A 17,936-nucleotide genomic window follows, 5' to 3' on the forward strand; every position below is an offset into this window, starting at 1 on the left:
TTCATGTCAGGCCCTCACCTTTCGAGATGCTCCAGATCACCGTCCAGGGCGCCAGTCGGCCTCCGTCGCTGCCACCCAGGCGGAAGATCGTTTCGCCTTCGTCATGCCGCGAGAGAGGCGGCGCCGCCTCGCCGCCGAGATTGGCATGCAGATGAAGGCGCCGGTCGCCGGCCAGGGCCCAATGCACCGCGAGCGTTGCACCTGCCGAGCGATAGACCCCGTTTCCGCCGCCGGCGCCTTTCAGCAGGGGTACGATCCGTCGATGTCGGAGGTGGAGAAGCGTCCTGTAGAATTCAAGCATTTCCGATGAGGCGCGTTTCGACCAGTCGAGCTTGGCAGCCGCAAAGGTCGACGGCGCCGTCGGGTCGAGATGCTCGTCAGCATCGAAGCCCGGGAGGCGCGAAAGCTCCTCACGCCTGCCCTTCCTGACCTTCTCGTTCATATCCCCTTCAAAATCGCAGAAAAACGGGAAAGGCTCTCGCGCACGCCATTCCTCCCCCATGAACAGCATCGGTATCTCAGGTGCCAGCAGGTAAATCGATGTGACAGCCTTGACGGCATCCGTCGGGCTCGAAGCCATGATCCGGTCCCCCAGCGCCCGGTTGCCGATCTGGTCATGGTTCTGGATAAAGGACACGAAGGCGGTGGGCGGCAAGTGGCCGCTCGGCCTGCCTCGGCTTTCCCCGCGATACGGCATGTGCTCGCCCTGGAATACGAAGCCTTCCGTCAGCGCCCGGCCGAGCTCGCCGGCGTCACCGGTATAATCGGCATAGTAGCCGAAGGTTTCACCCGTGGCGGCAATATGCAGCACATGGTGGATATCGTCGTTCCACTGGGCGGTGAACAGCCGCGCCGCGCCGCTCTCATCGCGCTGCAGCAGGTCGCTGTCGTTCTCCTCGTTCTCAACGATCAGGTGAACCTGCCGGTCGCCGGCCGCTGCCCTGACACGACGGGCGAGCGCATGCAGAAGATGCTCCCTGCTGTCGTCCTTGATCGCATGGACGGCATCGAAGCGAAAACCATCGAGTCGGAACTCGGTGATCCAATAGATGGCGTTCTCGATGATGAATTCGCGGATCATCTCGGAGCCGTCGCCGTCATAATTGACGCCGCGGCCCCAGGGCGTCTTGTGATGATCGGTAAAGAGCGGCGCGTAGGATGGGATATAGTTTCCCTCCGGTCCGAAGTGATTGTAGACCGCGTCGAGGAAGACCGAGATGCCGCGCTCATGCGCCCCATCTACCAGCTCCATCAAATCTTCCGGCCGGCCGTAGCTGCTGTCGGGTGCATAGGGAAGCACGCCGTCATAGCCCCAGCTATAGTGGCCCGGGAATTCAGCGACCGGCATGATCTGCAGCGCCGTCACGCCCAGTTCCCGCAGATGGTCGAGACGCTCGATCACGGCCCTGAAAGTTCCCTGCGCTGTGAAGCAGCCGATATGCAGTTCGTAAATGATCATCTCCTCCCAAGGCCGGCCCCTCCAGGCAGTGGTCTTCCAGCGGTAGGCAGAAAGATCGACCACCTCGCTCGGGCCATGCACATCCTCAGGCTGGAACCGCGAGGCGGGATCGGGAACCCCGAGACCATCCGGCAGCACGAAACGGTAGCGCGTGCCGACGCCGGCTTCCGCGACCACGCAGCGATGCCAGCCATCGTCGTCCGCCTGCATCGGACGCAGGTCCGCGCCTTCGATCATCAATAACACGCAGTCATGCAGAGGAGCCCAGATTCGGAACAGAATGCCGTCTTCGCTGAATGCGGGGCCAAACGTCATTTTGGTCAAGGGACAGCCTTTGATAATGAACGGGAACTGGGTAACTTGCACGGCGGCAAAAAGTTTCGTCTGCAAGCCGGATGTGGGAAGCGGCGAGTCACTCCGCCAGCGTGGGACTCGCGTCTGTCGAGCCGGGCCCGACGGTGCTCGCATGGATGATATCAGTTTTGATAACGTGACACAGGAAACTGACGGCGATCGTGACGGTCAATAGTCAAGAGCAGAAACGGGGCACAACGGAGCGAAGGTGATGCCGTGAAATATATTCTGGGCCTTATGTCTATTTTACTTTTCACCGGAATGCAGGCACCGAATTTACCCGAAGGTTTTTCGATACAGTCTCTAGGATCCATTGAAGGTGAATGTCCAGCCTTCGGCAAAAGCTCGCCGGATGCCGCACTGATATTTGAATGCGATGGGAGCAGGCGAAGCTTAAGGATTGCAAAGACTCTTAAACTTGACGGCTCTTCGTACATGAAAGATCCAGATCCCCATGCAAAGGAAATCTTGCTGGACATTGGCAAGATCATCAATGAAGAGTTGCATATCGAAAATCGCCTTCTAAAATTTTGCGATCCGTCGGTGGACAGTCTCGGCAGATGTAAGACTGTGTACACCTTGAGCGGTTCGACAAATTTCGAAGAGGCGGCTTTGGCGATAAACCCCAAAGATAATAAGATTGATAGCTTCTCGTACTTTCTCATCATCGCTTGGGAGCGAGGCAAATAAGAGGCGGCCCCACCGCCGCTTCAGTCTCAGCCCAACGTTCGGCCGAGCCTGCCACTCGCTTCGTCCATCACGCCGCCGCGACCTTGTCTCTCAGTGCCTCGTCCATAGCCGCCTGGAGCTGCTCTTGCGTGAACGGCTTCGCCATCCTGAGCATCCGGCCGAGCCCCTGATCCTCGGCAAGCTCGACATAGCCGGAGGCGAGGATCACGGGCAGGTCGGGGAAGGCTGAACGAAGGTGGCGCGCGAGCTCGGCGCCCGTCATGCCCGGCATCGCATGATCGGTGATGACGAGATCACACTTCTGTCCGCCGGCGAGGAATTCCAGGGCCTGGGTAGCGGAAGCCGCCTCCCGCGGCAGGTGTCCGAGATCCTCCAGCATTGCCACGGTCCCGGTCCTGACGAGCGCATCGTCGTCGACGACGAGGATGGCAAGCGATCGCGGGACCGATTTCAGAGGTTCCACGGCCGCAGGCACGACCGCCGGTTGCGCCTTGGCAATGCTCTGCGCGACCGGCAGCCAGAGCGAGACGGTCGTGCCCTTACCTCTCGTGCTCGAAATCTGGATCGAACCGCCCGATTGCGCTGCCAGGCCGTGCACCATCGACAGGCCGAGCCCGGTGCCCTTGCCGATCCCCTTCGTGGTGAAGAATGGCTCGGCGGCGCGCAGGACCGTCGCTTCGTCCATCCCTTCGCCATCGTCCGACACCGATATCTTGATGTAATCCCCGCCTGCAAGACCAGCCGGCCGGGCATCCTCCGCCGCAGCCGCGACGGTCACCACACCGCCGCTTTCGAGCGCATCCCGCGCATTGACGAACAAGTTGAGCAGCGCCAGTTCCAGCTGATTGCTGTCCACCAGCAAGGGCTCCAGATCCGCAGGGATGCGCTTGCGGATCTCGACGCGCGGTCCCACCGCCTTGGCGAGCAGATCCTCGACGTTTTCGAACAGCCGGAGAAAGTCGACCGCCTGTGGCTTCAGCTCCTGTCGGCGCGCAAAGGCAAGCAGGCGCTGGGTGAGCGCCGTACCGCGTTCGGCCGCCTGGATGGCGTTCGTCACCAGGCGTTCGCTTCGCTCGTCCGCCGGAAGCCGCTTCTTCAGCAGACTGAGGCTGCCGAGCACCGCCATAAGAAGATTGTTGAAATCATGTGCCACGCCGCCCGTCAGGTGGCCGATCGTATCGAGCTTCTGCGCCTCGAAGAGCTGCGCCAGCGCCTCCTCGCGCTCGCGCGTCCTTTGATCGATGCGGTGCTCCAGCTCCTCGTTCAGCTGACGCAGTTGCGCGGCCGAGGCTTCGAGCTCAGCGGTGCGCTGATGTACCCTGGCCTCCAGTTCGGCATTCAGACGTTCGAGTTCCCGCGTCTTCCTGTAGAGATCGGCAAAGACCCTGACCTTGGCCCTCAACACCTCAGGCACGATCGGGACGGAGACATAATCGACGGCGCCGACCGCATAGCCGCGCAACCGATCGGGTTCGGCCAGCATCACGGCGGAGACGAAGATGATCGGCGTGTTCTGATAGCGCGGGTGCTGGCGGATCATGCCGACGAGCTCAAAACCGTCCTGCTCGGGCATGCAGACGTCGACGAGGATCACGGCGATCTCGCTGCGCAGCAGATGTTCGAAAGCTTCGCGCGCCGACTGCGCCTTGATCAGATTTTCCGCGAGCTCTTCGAGAATGACCTCATAGCTCAGAAGCTTTGCGGGCTGGTCGTCGACGAGGAGGATGTTGACGGGGTTCATGGCCGGATCCTCAGCGGTGCAGCCACATGCGCAGAGCCGATAGGAGCTGCTCGGTGTTGACGGGCTTTGCCAGGTAGTCCGACGCGCCGGCTTCCAGGCATTTCTCCCGGTCCCCCTTCATCGCCTTGGCCGTCAGCGCCAGGATCGGCAGCCGCCGGAAGCGCGGCTCAGAGCGGATGACCTGCATCGTCTCATAGCCGTCCATCCCGGGCATCATGATGTCCATCAGCACGAACGCCACCGAGGGCTCTGTGTTGATGACGTCGATCGCCTCGCTGCCCGTCGTCGCCGTTAGCACCCTCATCCCCCGGCGTTCGAGAACGCTGCTCAGCGCAAAGATGTTGCGGGCATCGTCATCGACGAGCAACACGGTCTCGCCGACCAGATCCTCGTCCGAGCTGTGCAATTCCTGCAGCGTCGCCTGCTTTGCGGCCGGCAGGTCGGCAACCACCCGATGCAGGAAAAGCGCCGTCTCGTCGAGCAGGCGTTCGGGCGACTCCACGCCCTTCACCACGACGCTGCGAGCCATGCTGTGCAGCGTCGCATCCTCGTCCGGCGAAAGCTCCCGGCCGGTGAAGACGACGACCGGCACTTCGCCGATCTCGGCGTCGTCGCGGATATGTTCCAGCACCTCGAAGCCGGACATGTCAGGCAGTGTGAGGTCGAGCACGACGCAATCAGCCGAGCCCTGGCGGAGAACGGCGAGCGCCTCCGATCCGGAGCCGACGCTCGTGATGTCGATGTCGTCGTGCCCGAGAAGGGCGGTGACACTCATGCGCTCGGCCTCGTTGTCTTCCACCAGCAGCAGCTGCTTGCGCCGCGGCTCGGCATAGGCCTTCAGCCGAGACAAGGCTTTGCCGAGGCCTTCCGGCGTCGTCGGCTTGCTCATGAAGGCGAAGGCGCCGCGGGTCAGCCCATGCTGACGATCCTCGTCGAGGCTGATGATCTGCACCGGAATGTGCCGCGTCTGCGAATTCTGCTTGAGCTGGCTCAGCACCGTCCAGCCGAGCATGTCAGGCAGAAAGATATCGAGCGAGATCGCTGACGGCTTGTACTCCTGCGCGAGAACAAGCGCGTCGCTGCCGCGCATCGCGACCAGTACCTTGAAACCGTTGTCGCGGGCGAGATCGACGAGGACGCGGGCATAATGCGCATCGTCCTCGACGACGAGCAGCACGGAGTCGCCGGGTTCGATCCGGTGACGATCGTCGGCGACATGTTCGACAGGTTTCTCCGCCCGGCGAGCAGCCGCCTCGGCGAACTCGACGACGTTCGCCGCTGCCGGAGCAGGCTTCGGCGCCACCGCACCGGCGCCGACATAGGTGAGCGGCAGGTAAAGCACGAAGGTGCTGCCGACACCCGGAGTGCTGCGCAGCTGGATTTCGCCGCCAAGCAGGTTCGCCAGTTCGCGGCTGATCGCCAGCCCGAGGCCGGTGCCGCCATATTTGCGGCTGGTCGAGGCATCCGCCTGCTGGAACGCCTCGAAGATGATGCGCTGCTTTTCGGGCGGTATGCCGATGCCGGTATCGACCACTTCGAAGGCGATGACGGAAGGCGCGTGCCGCAGCGAAGGATGCTCCGGCGACCAGCCGCTCGTCACCGATGCAACGCGAAGCGTGACGCCGCCCTGCGCGGTGAACTTGAAGGCGTTCGAGAGCAGGTTCTTGAGGATCTGCTGCAGTCGCTTCGAGTCCGTGATGATACTCTTCGTGACGTCGGCGCCGACTTCGACCGCGAAGGACAGGTTGCGGTTTTCCGCCTCGTGCCGGAACGGCCGCGCCATCACCTCGAGCAGGTTGCTGACGAAGATCTCCTCTGCGTCGACCGAGACCGTGCCGGACTCGATCTTCGAGAGATCGAGAATATCGCTGATGAGGTTGAGCAGATCGGTGCCCGCGCCGTGGATGGTCTTTGCAAACTCGACCTGCTTGACCGACAGGTTGCCGTCGGGATTTTCCCCGAGCTGCTGGCCGAGGATGAGGATCGAGTTCAAAGGCGTGCGCAGCTCGTGCGACATGTTGGCGAGGAATTCGGATTTATACTTCGAAGTCAGCGCCAGTTCGGTGGCCTTTTCCTCAAGTGCCCGGCGGGCCTGCTCGATCTCCTGATTCTTCGCCTCGACTTCGACGTTGCGCTCCTCCAGCTGCTGCGCCTTCTGGCCGAGCTGTTCATTGGTCTGCTGCAGCTCGCGCTGCTGCGTCTGCAGTTCGGCGGCGAGCTGCTGCGATTGCTTGAGAAGGCCTTCGGTCTGCATCGTCGCTTCGATCGAGTTGAGCACGATGCCGATCGACGTGGTCAGCTGGTCGAGGAATGAGAGTTGCAGCTCGGTGAATTCGCCTGCAGAGGCAAGCTCGATCACCGCCTTCACCTGCCCCTCGAAATGCACCGGCAGCACGATGGCACTTCTGGGAAGCGTCGTGAACACGCCAGAGCTGATCGGGACGACATTCTCGGGCAGATCGGTGACCAGGATGCGGCGGGCATCGCTCGCGCACTGGCCGACGAGGCCCTGGCCGAAGTCGAGCCGCGGCGGATGCGCCGCCTCGACCCCTTGCGCATAGACGGAGAGCAGCGACAGGAATGGCTGGCTCTCGTCGGCATCGACCTGGTAGATCACGCCCTGATGTGCGCCGACCAGCGGCGCCAGCTCCGACAGCAGCATCTTGCCGACCAGCGTCAGATCGCGTTGTCCCTGCAGCATGTTGGTAAAGCGCGCCAGGTTGGTCTTCAGCCAATCCTGCTCGGTGTTGCGCTCCGTCGTCAGGCGCAGGTTGTCGATCATCGTGTTGATGTTGTCCTTGAGCTCGGCCACTTCGCCGCGCGCATCGACCTTGATCGAGCGCGTCAGGTCGCCCTTGGTGACGGCGGTGGCGACCTCGGCGATGGCGCGCACCTGGGTCGTCAGGTTGGCGGCAAGCAGGTTGACGTTGCCGGTCAGGTCCTTCCACGTTCCCGCGGTACCGGGCACATTCGCCTGGCCGCCGAGGCGGCCCTCGACGCCGACCTCGCGCGCCACTGTGGTCACCTGGTCGGCGAAGGTCGCGAGCGTATTGGTCATGTTGTTGATGGTTTCGGCAAGGGCTGCCACCTCCCCCTTGGAGGCGACGGTGAGGTTCTGCTTGAGGTCGCCGTTCGCCACCGCCGTCACCACCTTGACGATACCGCGCACCTGTTCGGTCAAGTTGGCGGCCATGACGTTGACGGTGTCAGTCAGATCCTTCCAGGTGCCGGCGACACCGGGCACCTGCGCCTGGCCGCCCAGCTTGCCTTCGGTGCCGACTTCGCGAGCCACACGCGTCACCTCGCCGGCAAACGCGTTGAGCTGATCGACCATCGTATTGATGGTGTTCTTCAGTTCAAGGATTTCGCCCTTCACGTCGACGGTGATCTTGCGCGAGAGGTCGCCACGCGCCACCGCCGTCGTCACTTCGGCGATATTGCGAACCTGGGTCGTGAGGTTGGCGGCGAGCAGGTTGACGTTGTCGGTCAGGTCCTTCCACGTGCCGGCGACACCGGGAACGACGGCCTGGCCGCCGAGTCGGCCGTCAGTGCCGACTTCGCGCGCCACACGGGTCACTTCGCCGGCGAAGGAGCGAAGCTGGTCGACCATGGTATTCAAGGTATCTTTGAGCAGCAGGATTTCGCCGCGCACATCGACGGTGATCTTGCGCGACAGGTCCCCATTGGCGATCGCGGTCGCCACCTCGGCGATATTGCGCACCTGCGCCGTCAGATTGCCGGCCATGGAGTTGACACTGTCGGTCAGGTCCTTCCAGGTGCCGGCGACACCGGAAACCTGGGCCTGGCCGCCGAGCTTGCCTTCGGTGCCGACTTCGCGGGCAACGCGCGTCACTTCGCCGGCGAAGGCGTTGAGCTGGTCCACCATCGTGTTGATGGTGTTCTTCAGTTCGAGAATTTCGCCCTTCACGTCGACGGTGATCTTGCGCGAGAGGTCACCGCGCGCCACCGCGGTGGTGACTTCGGCGATGTTGCGCACCTGGCCTGTCAGGTTCGAGGCCATCGAGTTGACGTTTTCGGTGAGGTCCTTCCAGGTGCCGGCGACGCCCGGCACCTGCGCCTGACCGCCGAGCTTGCCCTCGGTGCCGACTTCGCGGGCAACACGGGTGACTTCCGATGCGAAGCGGTTCAGCTGATCCACCATGGTGTTCAGCGTTTCCTTGAGCTCGAGGATTTCGCCCGAAACCGATACCGTGATCTTCTTCGACAGGTCGCCATTGGCGATCGCGGTCGAGACTTCGGCGATGTTGCGCACCTGCGCCGTCAGGTTGCCGGCCATGGAGTTGACGCTGTCGGTCAGGTCCTTCCAGGTGCCGGCCACACCGAGCACGTTCGCCTGGCCGCCGAGCCGGCCTTCGGTACCCACCTCGCGCGCCACGCGCGTCACCTCGCCGGCAAAGCCGTTCAACTGATCGACCATCGTATTGATGGTCTCCTTCAGCTCCAGGATTTCGCCCGACACCGGAACGGTGATCTTCTTGGAAAGGTCGCCTTGAGCGACCGCAGTCGCGACTTCGGCGATGTTGCGCACCTGGCCGGTGAGGTTCGAGGCCATGGAATTGACGCTGTCGGTCAGATCCTTCCAGGTGCCGGCGACGCCGCGCACGTTGGCCTGACCACCGAGCCGGCCTTCCGTGCCGACCTCACGCGCCACACGCGTCACTTCCGAAGCGAAGGCGTTCAGCTGGTCGACCATCGTATTGATGGTTTCCTTGAGTTCGAGAATTTCCCCCTTCACGTCGACGGTGATCTTCTTCGACAGGTCGCCATTGGCGATGGCCGTGGAAACTTCCGCGATGTTCCGCACCTGCGCCGTCAGGTTGCCGCCCATCGAGTTGACGTTTTCGGTCAGATCCTTCCAGGTGCCGGCGACGCCACGTACGTTCGCCTGACCGCCGAGCCGGCCTTCCGTGCCCACTTCGCGGGCAACGCGCGTCACTTCCGAGGCAAAGGCGTTCAGCTGATCGACCATCGTATTGATGGTTTCCTTGAGTTCGAGGATTTCGCCCGACACCGTCACCGTGATCTTCTTCGACAGGTCGCCATTGGCGATGGCCGTGGAGACTTCCGCGATATTGCGTACCTGCGCCGTCAGGTTCGACGCCATCGAATTGACGTTGTCGGTCAGATCCTTCCAGGTGCCCGCGACACCTGGCACCTGAGCCTGGCCGCCGAGCCGACCTTCGGTGCCGACTTCGCGCGCCACGCGCGTGACTTCGCCGGCAAAGCCGTTCAACTGATCCACCATCGTATTGATGGTTTCCTTGAGTTCGAGGATTTCGCCCGAGACGTCGACGGTGATCTTGCGCGAGAGGTCGCCGCGCGCCACCGCCGTCGTCACCTGGGCGATGTTGCGCACCTGCGCGGTCAGGTTGCCGCACATGGCGTTGACGGAGTCGGTCAGATCCTTCCAGGTGCCGGCGACGCCAGGCACGAGCGCCTGGCCGCCGAGCTTGCCTTCGGTGCCGACTTCGCGGGCGACGCGCGTCACTTCGGAAGCGAAGGAGCGCAGCTGGTCGACCATGGTGTTGATCGCTTCCTTCAGCTGCAGGATTTCGCCGCGCACGTCGACGGTGATCTTCTTGGAAAGGTCGCCGTTCGCAACGGCGATCGTCACCTCCGCGATATTGCGCACCTGCGCCGTCAGGTTCGAGGCCATCGAATTGACGCTTTCGGTCAGGTCCTTCCAGACGCCCGTCACCTCCGGCACCTGCGCCTGCCCGCCGAGCTTACCGTCGGTGCCGACCTCGCGGGCGACACGCGTCACCTCCGAGGTGAAGACGCTCAGCTGCTTGATCATCGTATTGACGATATCGGCCGAGCGCAGGAATTCGCCTTTCAGCGCCCGTCCGTCGACATCGAGCGGCACGGTCTGCAGCAGATCTCCCTTGGCGACTGCGGTGATCGTGCGTGTGACCGCCGTCGTCGGCCACAGGAGATCGTCGATCAGGCCGTTGATCGAGCCTTCCATTTCCGACCATGAACCATCGGACAGGCCGAAGCGCACGCGCGTGCTCGTCCGCCCGTCGCGGCCGACGACCTGACCGACATGTTCGAGCTGCTGGGCCATACGTTGGTTGGCGGCGATGATGTCGTTCAGCGCATCGGCGACCTTGCCGGTAACCCCGGTCAGGTCGGAGCGCATCCGCACGGAAAAATCGCCGCGTCTGACCGCGACCAGCACCTCCAAAAGGGCGCTGGCATCCTCGAACGCCATGCTTTTGTGGTCGTGCCCGTTGAGGCTCTCGGCCGCAGCGTCGTCGCGCGAAAATTCACCGGTTTGCGTGCTCACGAAATCCCCCCTGTTTGACAGAGGGTAACTAGTGCTCGACTGGAAAAAGTGTATGGGTGTGCCGCAGGGTTGCAGAGATAGGCCTAACCCAATGTCAGCGGCCAAACTTTGCCTGCGTGGGAACAGTTTCCCGCCGGCCGTCGTTTCCGTCCTGACAAGGAGAGCGACATGTCGAACGTCTCAAGGACAGGCAAGGAAGAGATCAACAATGCGACCAGCCCGACGACCTTCGGAAAGTCGGTCGAGAGCCAGGCGCAGATGCAGGATGCCGCGGCGGAGGCATCGTCCGAAACCGGCGGCGAGGTGCTGAACATCTACCGGCTGGAGCCGATCGCCAGGCCAGACGATCCCAGATGGGGCAATGCCCCCAACCACGGCGCCGTCGTCGTCGCCGCCCGGACGACCGGCGATGCCAGGATCGTTGCCGCGGCGCGCGAGCTCGATTTCATGGAAGTCGATGCGGCGCCCGCCGAAGATGTCACCACAGCCAATGCCAGCGCCTTTCGTGACGACAAACTCTACACCGTGATCGAGATCGATCGGGACAGACGTGATATAAAGCGGGGTATCCTCGACGGCACGGTCTCGGTCGATACGATACGGCCGGTCGAACAGGACTAGAAATCCTTTCTTCACCTGGGAGTTCTCATGAATACCGCCAATCTGCAGCTTAAAGGCCTGATCATGGCGATGGCCTCGATATGCGACGCGATCGTCGAAAAGGAATTGCTCACACGCGGGGAACTCGATACCGCGCTTTCGAAGGCTAAAAGGGCGATCGAGCAGGATGACGATCACGAGCTGTCCGGCGCCAACCTCGCGGCGATCCTGTTTCCGATCCGCGTGCTGCAGCTTGCCGGCGAAGCCGGCAGCAAAGGCGAAGGGGCGACGTTTTCGGACTATGCCAAGCTTGTCGGCAAGCTTAGCTGACCGTGTTCGAATCGACGCTGGCGAACACTGTTCCGGCGGCAGTGTTCAGTGCCGTCGATTTTTGCAATAAGTTGATCATTTTTGTCTTGTTTTCCGGTCGTTCCTGTGGCTATACCCCGGCCGCATATATTCACGCACCGGGATTTTCATCGTGACCAGCCTCAAATCACTTCTGGCCGCCTGCGGCCTCTCCGCCCTGATCGGCCTTGCCGCAGCCCCGTCATTCGCCGGTTCGACGACCTACCCGCTGACGCTCGAAAATTGCGGCGCCGAAGTGACCTTCAAGAAGGCGCCCGAGCGGGCGATCGGCCTTGGCCAGAACAGCGCGGAGATCCTGCTGCTGCTCGGCCTTCAGGACAAGATGGTCGGCACGGCCTTCTGGCCGAGCAAGGTCCTGCCGCAGCTCGCCGAAGCCAATGCCAAGGTCAAGCTCCTGACTGTGGAGATGCCGACCTTCGAATCCATGCTCGCCGAAAATCCCGATTTCGTGGCGGTGGCTCTGCCGAGCCTCGTCGGGCCAAACAGCAAGATCGCCAAGCGCGAGGATTTCGACAAGGTCGGTGTTTCAACCTATCTCTCGCCGAGCACCTGCCTCAGCACCAAGGACGTCAAGGATCAGTACGGCAGCCGCGGCGAGTTGTGGAACATGGATCTCCTCTACAAGGAGATCGACGAACTATCTCAGATTTTCGATGTCGCCGATCGCGGCCAGGCGCTGATTGCCGACTTCAAGGCGCGTGAAGCCAAGCTTCGCGGGAGCGTTTCCAAGGACGGCCAGAACCTCTCCTACGTCTTCTGGTTCTCCAGCCCCAGCCCGTCGGCCGATGCCTATGTCGGCGGCAAGAACAGCGCCTCCGGCTTCATCGCCGACCTCCTTGGCGGCCACAATGCGATCACCGTGGATGCGGAATGGCCGACTGTCGGCTGGGAAGGCATCATCGCCGCCAATCCCGACGTCATCGTCGTCGCCAGCCTCGACCGCAACCGCTGGGAGCTCGACAAGCCCGAGGCCAAGATCAACTTCCTGAACACCGATCCGGCCGTCAGCCAGATCCCGGCCGTCAAGAACAAGGCGCTCGTCGTGATGGACGGCCAGGCGATGAACCCGACCATCCGCACGATCTACGGCGCCGAGCAGGTTGCCGAGCAGATGAAGGCGCTTGGTCTCCTGAAGTGACGGAAGCGGGCCGCCTCTTCCGGCAAGTGGGAGCGGTCACGGCACTGCTCTTGGGCTCCCTCTGCCTCATCGCGATGGTCGTCGGCGCCAGCGTCGGCATCGGCGACCTGCCGATCCCGCTTGCGACCACCTTCTCGGCCGTCACCAACCGGCTCGGATGGACCGCGGTCGAGCTGAACCGCATCCACGAGACCGTCATCTGGGATTATCGGCTCAGCCGCGCGCTCGTCGCCGCCTTCTGCGGCGCGGGACTGGCGCTATCAGGCGCCATCATGCAGTCGCTGCTGCGCAATCCGCTCGCCGAACCCTATGTGCTCGGCATCTCCGCCGGCGCCTCCACCGGGGCCGTCGCAATCGTCATCCTGGGCCTCGGCGCGGGTGCGGTGTCGCTGTCGGCAGGCGCCTTTGCCGGCGCCTTCGCCGCCTTCTTCTTCGTGGCGCTGCTTTCGAACGGGACGCGCGGCGGCGCCGACCGCACCATCCTCGCCGGTGTCGCCGCATCGCAGCTCTTCAACGCCTCGACCTCCTACATCGTCACGACCTCGGCCAATGCGCAGCAGGCCCGCGACGTCATGTTCTGGCTGCTCGGCAGCTTCAGCGGCGTGCGCTGGCCGGAATTCGCGCTGGTCTCGATCGTCGTCGGCTTCGGCCTCGCCGCCTGTCTGCTTTACGCCCGCGTGCTAGACGCCTTCGCTTTCGGCGATGAGGCGGCATCCTCGCTCGGCGTCAATGTCGGCCGCGCCAGAATGGCGCTCTTTGCGGTGACCGCGATGATGACGGCCACCATCGTCAGCATGGTCGGCTCGATCGGTTTCGTCGGTCTTGTCGTGCCGCATGTCGCCCGCTTCGTCGTCGGGCCGCTGCATATCCGTCTGCTGCCGGCCTGTGCCATATCAGGCGCCATCTTCATGGTGCTCGCCGACATTGCCGCACGCGCCCTCATTCCCAACCAGATCCTGCCGATCGGCGTCGTCACGGCGCTGGTCGGCGTGCCCTTCTTCTCGATCATCCTCTACCGGTTCCAGCGCGCGTCATGAGCATCAAGGCCGACAACCTCACCTGGAAAATTGGCAGGAAGACCATTTTGGACGGCGTTTCCATGGAGGCGCAGCCCGGCCGGATGCTCGGCCTGCTCGGACCGAACGGCTCCGGCAAGACCTCGCTGCTGCGGCTTCTCGCTGGGCTCAAGCGGCCGCATTCCGGCCGCGTCACCCTCGACCGCAGCGATATCGGCACGATCAGCCGCCGCTCGATCGCCCGGCGCATCGCCTTCGTCGAGCAGCACGCCACGACCAATGCCAATCTGAAGGTCGTCGACGTCGTCAAGCTCGGCCGCTTCCCCCACCGGTCGATGTTTTCGGGCTGGACGAGAGCCGACGAAGAGGCGGTCGAGGCCGCGCTCGCGCGCGCCGGCATGGCCGAAAAGCGCGACGAGCGCTGGCAGAGTCTGTCGGGCGGCGAAAAACAGCGCGCCCACATCGCCAGGGCGCTCGCTCAGTCGCCGCAGGAACTCATCCTCGACGAACCGACAAATCATCTCGACATCCAGCACCAGATCGGCCTGATGCGGCTCGTCTCCGGCCTGCCGATCACCAGCATCGTCGCCCTGCACGATCTCAACCATGCCGCCATGTTCTGCGATGAGCTTATTATCATGCAGCAGGGCAGGATCGTCGCGTCAGGCGCATCTGAGGACGTGCTGAGCGAGACGCTGCTGCGCGAGGTCTTTTCGGTCGAGGCCCGCATCGAAGCCTCCCCCCATCATTCGCGCCCGCATATCCACTATCTCAGGTGAGAACGGCCGCTCTCACGTCACGATCTGCAGCGGCAAAGCGGTCGTCTTTTTGATCGTCTTGAGGACGATGCTCGATTTGACCGAGGCCAGGTTATCGATGACCCGGATCATTCTTTCGAGGAACTGGCTGAGATGGTCGAGGTCGCGCGTCATGACCTTCATCAGAAAATCGGCGTCACCGGTCTGCGAATAACATTCCAGGATCTCCGGCGCGGTCTCGATGAAACGATGGAGCCGCTCGTTTCCGCCTTCGGTATGGGCTCGGAGGCTGACAAGCGTATGCGCGACGACGGTGAAACCCAGTTTTACCGGATTGAGGATGGCGACGACGCTCTGGATATATTGCTCTTTGCGCAATCTTTCCAAACGGCGGGCGCATTGGGTCGCGGAGAGATTGACCTTCAGAGACAGTTCGCTCTGCGTCAGCTCGCTGTTCTGCTGCAGAGCGGCAAGCAATTTGACATCGAACTGGTCGAGCATGGCCCGCCTCTCATATAAGGGGAATTTCTGCGCAATATAGCCGCTCCTCGCCGATTGTCTGCATCGATATGGCGGCGAAAGGTGATAATCGCAGAAATTCGTCGCGAAAGTTCCGTTAATCTCCAGCCAATGACATCAAAAACGGAGGTGGACCTGTGTTTGAGGAACTGAAGAACCGGCCGGCCGATAGCCTGCTCGCACTCATCAAGGCCTTCCAGGCCGACGATCGTCCCGAAAAGATCGACCTCGGCGTCGGCGTCTATCGCGATGCCATGGGACGCACGCCCGTCATGCGGGCCGTCAAGGCGGCGGAGCAGTTTCTCCTGGAGACCCAGGACAGCAAGAAATATCTCGGCCCCGAAGGCGATCTGCAATTCGTCCGCCTGCTTAGGCCGATCATCTTCGGCAACTCGCCGACATTCGCCCAACGGCTTGCCGGTATTCAAACGCCCGGCGGCAGCGGCGCGCTCCGTATCGGCGCGGAGCTCATCCAAACGGCAAACCCATCGGCGAAGGTTCTCTTAGGAACGCCGAGCTGGCCCAATCATGCACCGATTTTCGCTTCGGCACGCTTGGACGTGAAGGAATACGCCTTCGTCGACCTGACGTTACAGCAGGTGACATTCGAAAGCGTCGTCGACGCCTTGTCTTCCGCTGGGAAAGGCGACGTCGTCCTGCTTCATGGTTGCTGCCATAATCCGACCGGCATTGACTTCACCATGGAACAGTGGCGAGAGATTACCGATCTCCTCGTTGCACGCAGGCTCGTGCCCTTCATCGATCTTGCCTATCAGGGCCTGGGCGACGGTCTCGAACAGGATGCCGCGCCGACGCGCATGATCCTCGACGCGGTCGAGGAAGCGCTGATCGCCTATTCCTGCGACAAGAACTTCGGCCTCTATCGCGAACGCGTCGGCGCGCTCTATGTCGTGGCCCGCAATGCCGATGACGTCAGAAAGGCAGAAAGCAACATGGCGGCGCTTGCCCGCGTCAACTGGTCCATGCCGCCGGATCATGGCGCCGCCATTGTCAGGTGTATTCTCGAAAGCCCGGAAATGACGGCGATGTGGCGCGTTGAACTCGAAGAGATGTGCGAGCGCGTCAACGGCAATCGCGCGGCGCTGGCCGCTGCCTCTCCGGAGCTGGCCTTCATCAGCCGGCAACGTGGCCTGTTCTCCAATCTCTCCATGCGCAAGGAAACGGCGGTCGCGCTCAGGGCAAACCATGGCATCTACATGGCGGATTCCGGGCGCATGAATCTCGCCGGCATGCAGCCCGCCGATGCCGGTGTCATTGTCGCCGCGCTCCGGGCCGAAGGCTGCCTGAAATCATAACCGAACACATCGTTGGAGCCTCCGAATGAGCAGGAAAGAAACGACCGGCCAGGCGATCACCCGTTCGCTTGTCGCCCATGGGATCGACACGATCTTCGGCATCCCCGGCGCCCATATGTATGATTTCAACGACGCCCTTTATGACGCCGGCGACAAGATCCGCTTCATTCACACCCGGCATGAACAGGGGGCTGCCTACATGGCCTACGGCTATGCCAAGTCCACCGGCCGGATCGGCGCCTATACCGTCGTCCCCGGCCCAGGCGTCCTCAATTCCGGCGCGGCCCTCTGCACCGCTTACGGCGCCAACGCGCCAGTGCTCTGTATCACCGGCAACATCATGTCGCATCTGATCGGCCGAGGCAGAGGACAGCTGCACGAACTGCCGGATCAGATCGCGACAATGCGCGGGATTACCAAGACGGCCGAGCGCATCAACCACCAGTCGGAGGCCGGTTCCGTTATGGCCGGGGTCGTCGCCAAGATGCTCTCCGGCCGTCAGGGGCCGGGAGCGGTCGAAGCCCCTTGGGACGTGTTCGGACAGTCCGCCCCTGAAATCGACGTTCCCGTCGGCGCGAGAGCGCCTCATCCGGCAGTCAATCCCGATCAGATCGCTGCCGCGGCGGCGCTGATATCAGGCGCCAGCAATCCGATGATCATGGTCGGCGGCGGCGCGGCGGATGCCGGAGCGGAGATCGCCGCGCTTGCGGAACTGCTGCAGGCGCCGGTGACATCGCATCGCTCCGGCAAGGGCATCGTGCCCGACGACCATCCGAACTATTTGAATTTCGTAGCCGCCTATGAATATTGGAAGAAGGTCGACGTGCTGATCGGGATCGGCAGCCGGCTCGAATTGCAGTTCATGCGCTGGAAGTGGCTGCCCGAGGGGCTCAAGATCATTCGCATCGATATCGATCCAACCGAAATGGTCCGGCTCAAGCCTGATGTCGGCATCATCTCGGACGCCAGGGATGGAACGCAGGCGCTGATCGATGCGCTAGGCGGTTCCAGCCGTGAGGATCGCACGCGTGAATTTGCCGAACTCAATGAAGAGGCAAGGTCTCGGTTTTCGGCGGTGCAGCCACAGCTTGGCTATCTCGAAGCCATTCGCGAAGCCCTGCCGAGAGACGGCTTCTTCGTCGAGGAAATCAGTCAGATGGGCTTTACCGCCCGCTTTGCCTTCCCGACCTATGGCCCTCGCCAATACGTGACATGCGGCTACCAGGACAATCTCGGTTTCGGCTTCAATACGGCCTTGGGCGTGAAAGTCGCCCATCCCGATAAAGCTGTGGTCTCCGTTTCGGGCGATGGCGGCTTCATGTTCGGCGTCCAGGAACTTGCCACTGCCGTCCAGCACAAGATCGCCGTCGTCGCCATCGTCTTCAACAATTCCGCCTACGGCAATGTGCTGCGCGACCAGAAGCAGACCTACAAGGGCCGCACTCTCGGCTCGGATCTGACCAATCCCGATTTCGTCGCCCTCGGCAAGAGCTTCGGCATCCGATCTTTCAAGGCGACGAGCCCCGGGGAGTTGAAAGACATACTGGAGAAAGCGCTCTCACTCGATGAGCCCGTTCTGATCGAAGTTCCGGTCGAAAAGGGATCGGAGGCAAGCCCCTGGCCTTTCATCCATCCGGCTCCGCACGAATGACCGGAACGACGTGAA

12 protein-coding genes are annotated in these 17,936 nt (G+C 62.4%); 8 read left to right on the forward strand and 4 right to left on the reverse strand.

Annotation, left to right across the window (positions count from 1 at the left end; all coding sequences use genetic code 11):
• Position 1 precedes the first annotated feature (1 nt).
• Positions 2–1,783 (reverse strand): malto-oligosyltrehalose trehalohydrolase, encoded by a 1,782-nt coding sequence (gene treZ / locus Tal182_RS30160; RefSeq protein WP_085862119.1) that lies wholly within the window; start codon positions 1,781–1,783, stop codon positions 2–4.
• Between the two features lie 246 nt (positions 1,784–2,029).
• Between treZ and Tal182_RS32045 the strand changes: the two genes are divergently transcribed.
• Complete coding sequence (locus Tal182_RS32045) at positions 2,030–2,503, forward strand: hypothetical protein (RefSeq protein WP_125461512.1); 474 nt, start codon at positions 2,030–2,032, stop codon at positions 2,501–2,503.
• A 67-nt stretch (positions 2,504–2,570) separates the two neighbouring features.
• On the opposite strand, the gene Tal182_RS30170 is transcribed toward Tal182_RS32045, so the two are convergent.
• Both Tal182_RS30170 and Tal182_RS30175 read right to left on the reverse strand, forming a co-directional pair.
• Positions 2,571–4,244 carry a response regulator gene (locus Tal182_RS30170; protein ID WP_085861906.1) on the reverse strand — a complete coding sequence of 558 codons (1,674 nt, stop codon included), beginning with the start codon at positions 4,242–4,244 and terminating at the stop codon, positions 2,571–2,573.
• A 10-nt stretch (positions 4,245–4,254) separates the two neighbouring features.
• The gene (locus tag Tal182_RS30175; RefSeq protein WP_085861907.1) at positions 4,255–10,554 is read right to left on the reverse strand and encodes a HAMP domain-containing protein; all 6,300 of its coding nucleotides are present in this window, start codon (positions 10,552–10,554) and stop codon (positions 4,255–4,257) included.
• Positions 10,555–10,722: 168 nt separating this feature from the next.
• Between Tal182_RS30175 and Tal182_RS30180 the strand changes: the two genes are divergently transcribed.
• The 5 genes from Tal182_RS30180 to Tal182_RS30200 all read left to right on the forward strand — a co-directional run bounded on the left by Tal182_RS30180 (position 10,723) and on the right by Tal182_RS30200 (position 14,456).
• Complete coding sequence (locus Tal182_RS30180; protein ID WP_085861908.1) at positions 10,723–11,175, forward strand: hypothetical protein; 453 nt, start codon at positions 10,723–10,725, stop codon at positions 11,173–11,175.
• Positions 11,176–11,202: 27 nt separating this feature from the next.
• On the forward strand, positions 11,203–11,484 hold the full coding sequence (locus Tal182_RS30185) for a hypothetical protein (protein ID WP_064807554.1): 282 nt from the start codon (positions 11,203–11,205) through the stop codon (positions 11,482–11,484).
• Positions 11,485–11,635: 151 nt separating this feature from the next.
• Positions 11,636–12,661 (forward strand): ABC transporter substrate-binding protein, encoded by a 1,026-nt coding sequence (locus tag Tal182_RS30190; protein WP_085861909.1) that lies wholly within the window; start codon positions 11,636–11,638, stop codon positions 12,659–12,661.
• Positions 12,658–13,698 (forward strand): iron ABC transporter permease, encoded by a 1,041-nt coding sequence (locus Tal182_RS30195; RefSeq protein WP_085861910.1) that lies wholly within the window; start codon positions 12,658–12,660, stop codon positions 13,696–13,698. The genes Tal182_RS30190 and Tal182_RS30195 overlap by 4 nt, the downstream gene beginning before the upstream one ends.
• A complete protein-coding gene (locus Tal182_RS30200) occupies positions 13,695–14,456 on the forward strand; it encodes an ABC transporter ATP-binding protein (protein WP_085861911.1) in 762 nt (253 codons plus the stop codon). Before Tal182_RS30195 ends, Tal182_RS30200 begins: the two co-directional genes overlap by 4 nt.
• A gap of 12 nt (positions 14,457–14,468) precedes the next feature.
• Here the strand turns inward: Tal182_RS30200 and Tal182_RS30205 are convergent, their stop codons facing one another.
• Positions 14,469–14,936, reverse strand: a complete 468-nt coding sequence (locus Tal182_RS30205) for an Lrp/AsnC family transcriptional regulator (RefSeq protein WP_085861912.1) — start codon at positions 14,934–14,936, stop codon at positions 14,469–14,471.
• Between the two features lie 155 nt (positions 14,937–15,091).
• Between Tal182_RS30205 and Tal182_RS30210 the strand changes: the two genes are divergently transcribed.
• Positions 15,092–16,270, forward strand: coding sequence for an amino acid aminotransferase (locus Tal182_RS30210; RefSeq protein WP_085861913.1), 1,179 nt, complete (start codon positions 15,092–15,094; stop codon positions 16,268–16,270).
• 25 nt (positions 16,271–16,295) lie between these two features.
• The gene (locus tag Tal182_RS30215) at positions 16,296–17,921 is read left to right on the forward strand and encodes a thiamine pyrophosphate-dependent enzyme (RefSeq protein ID WP_085861914.1); all 1,626 of its coding nucleotides are present in this window, start codon (positions 16,296–16,298) and stop codon (positions 17,919–17,921) included.
• The last annotated feature ends 15 nt before the right edge of the window (positions 17,922–17,936 follow it).

Source organism: Rhizobium sp. TAL182, from assembly GCF_002117725.1.
Taxonomy (GTDB): domain Bacteria; phylum Pseudomonadota; class Alphaproteobacteria; order Rhizobiales; family Rhizobiaceae; genus Rhizobium; species Rhizobium esperanzae.

Excerpts from the sequence above, each read along its gene's own strand:
- Tal182_RS30170 (WP_085861906.1), bottom strand. The coding sequence starts at position 4,244 with ATGAACCCCGTCAACATCCTCCTCGTCGACGACCAGCCCGCAAAGCTT.
- Tal182_RS30180 (WP_085861908.1), top strand. The coding sequence starts at position 10,723 with ATGTCGAACGTCTCAAGGACAGGCAAGGAAGAGATCAACAATGCGACC.
- Tal182_RS30185 (WP_064807554.1), top strand. The coding sequence starts at position 11,203 with ATGAATACCGCCAATCTGCAGCTTAAAGGCCTGATCATGGCGATGGCC.
- Tal182_RS30200 (WP_085861911.1), top strand. The coding sequence starts at position 13,695 with ATGAGCATCAAGGCCGACAACCTCACCTGGAAAATTGGCAGGAAGACC.
- Tal182_RS30205 (WP_085861912.1), bottom strand. The coding sequence starts at position 14,936 with ATGCTCGACCAGTTCGATGTCAAATTGCTTGCCGCTCTGCAGCAGAAC.
- Tal182_RS30215 (WP_085861914.1), top strand. The coding sequence starts at position 16,296 with ATGAGCAGGAAAGAAACGACCGGCCAGGCGATCACCCGTTCGCTTGTC.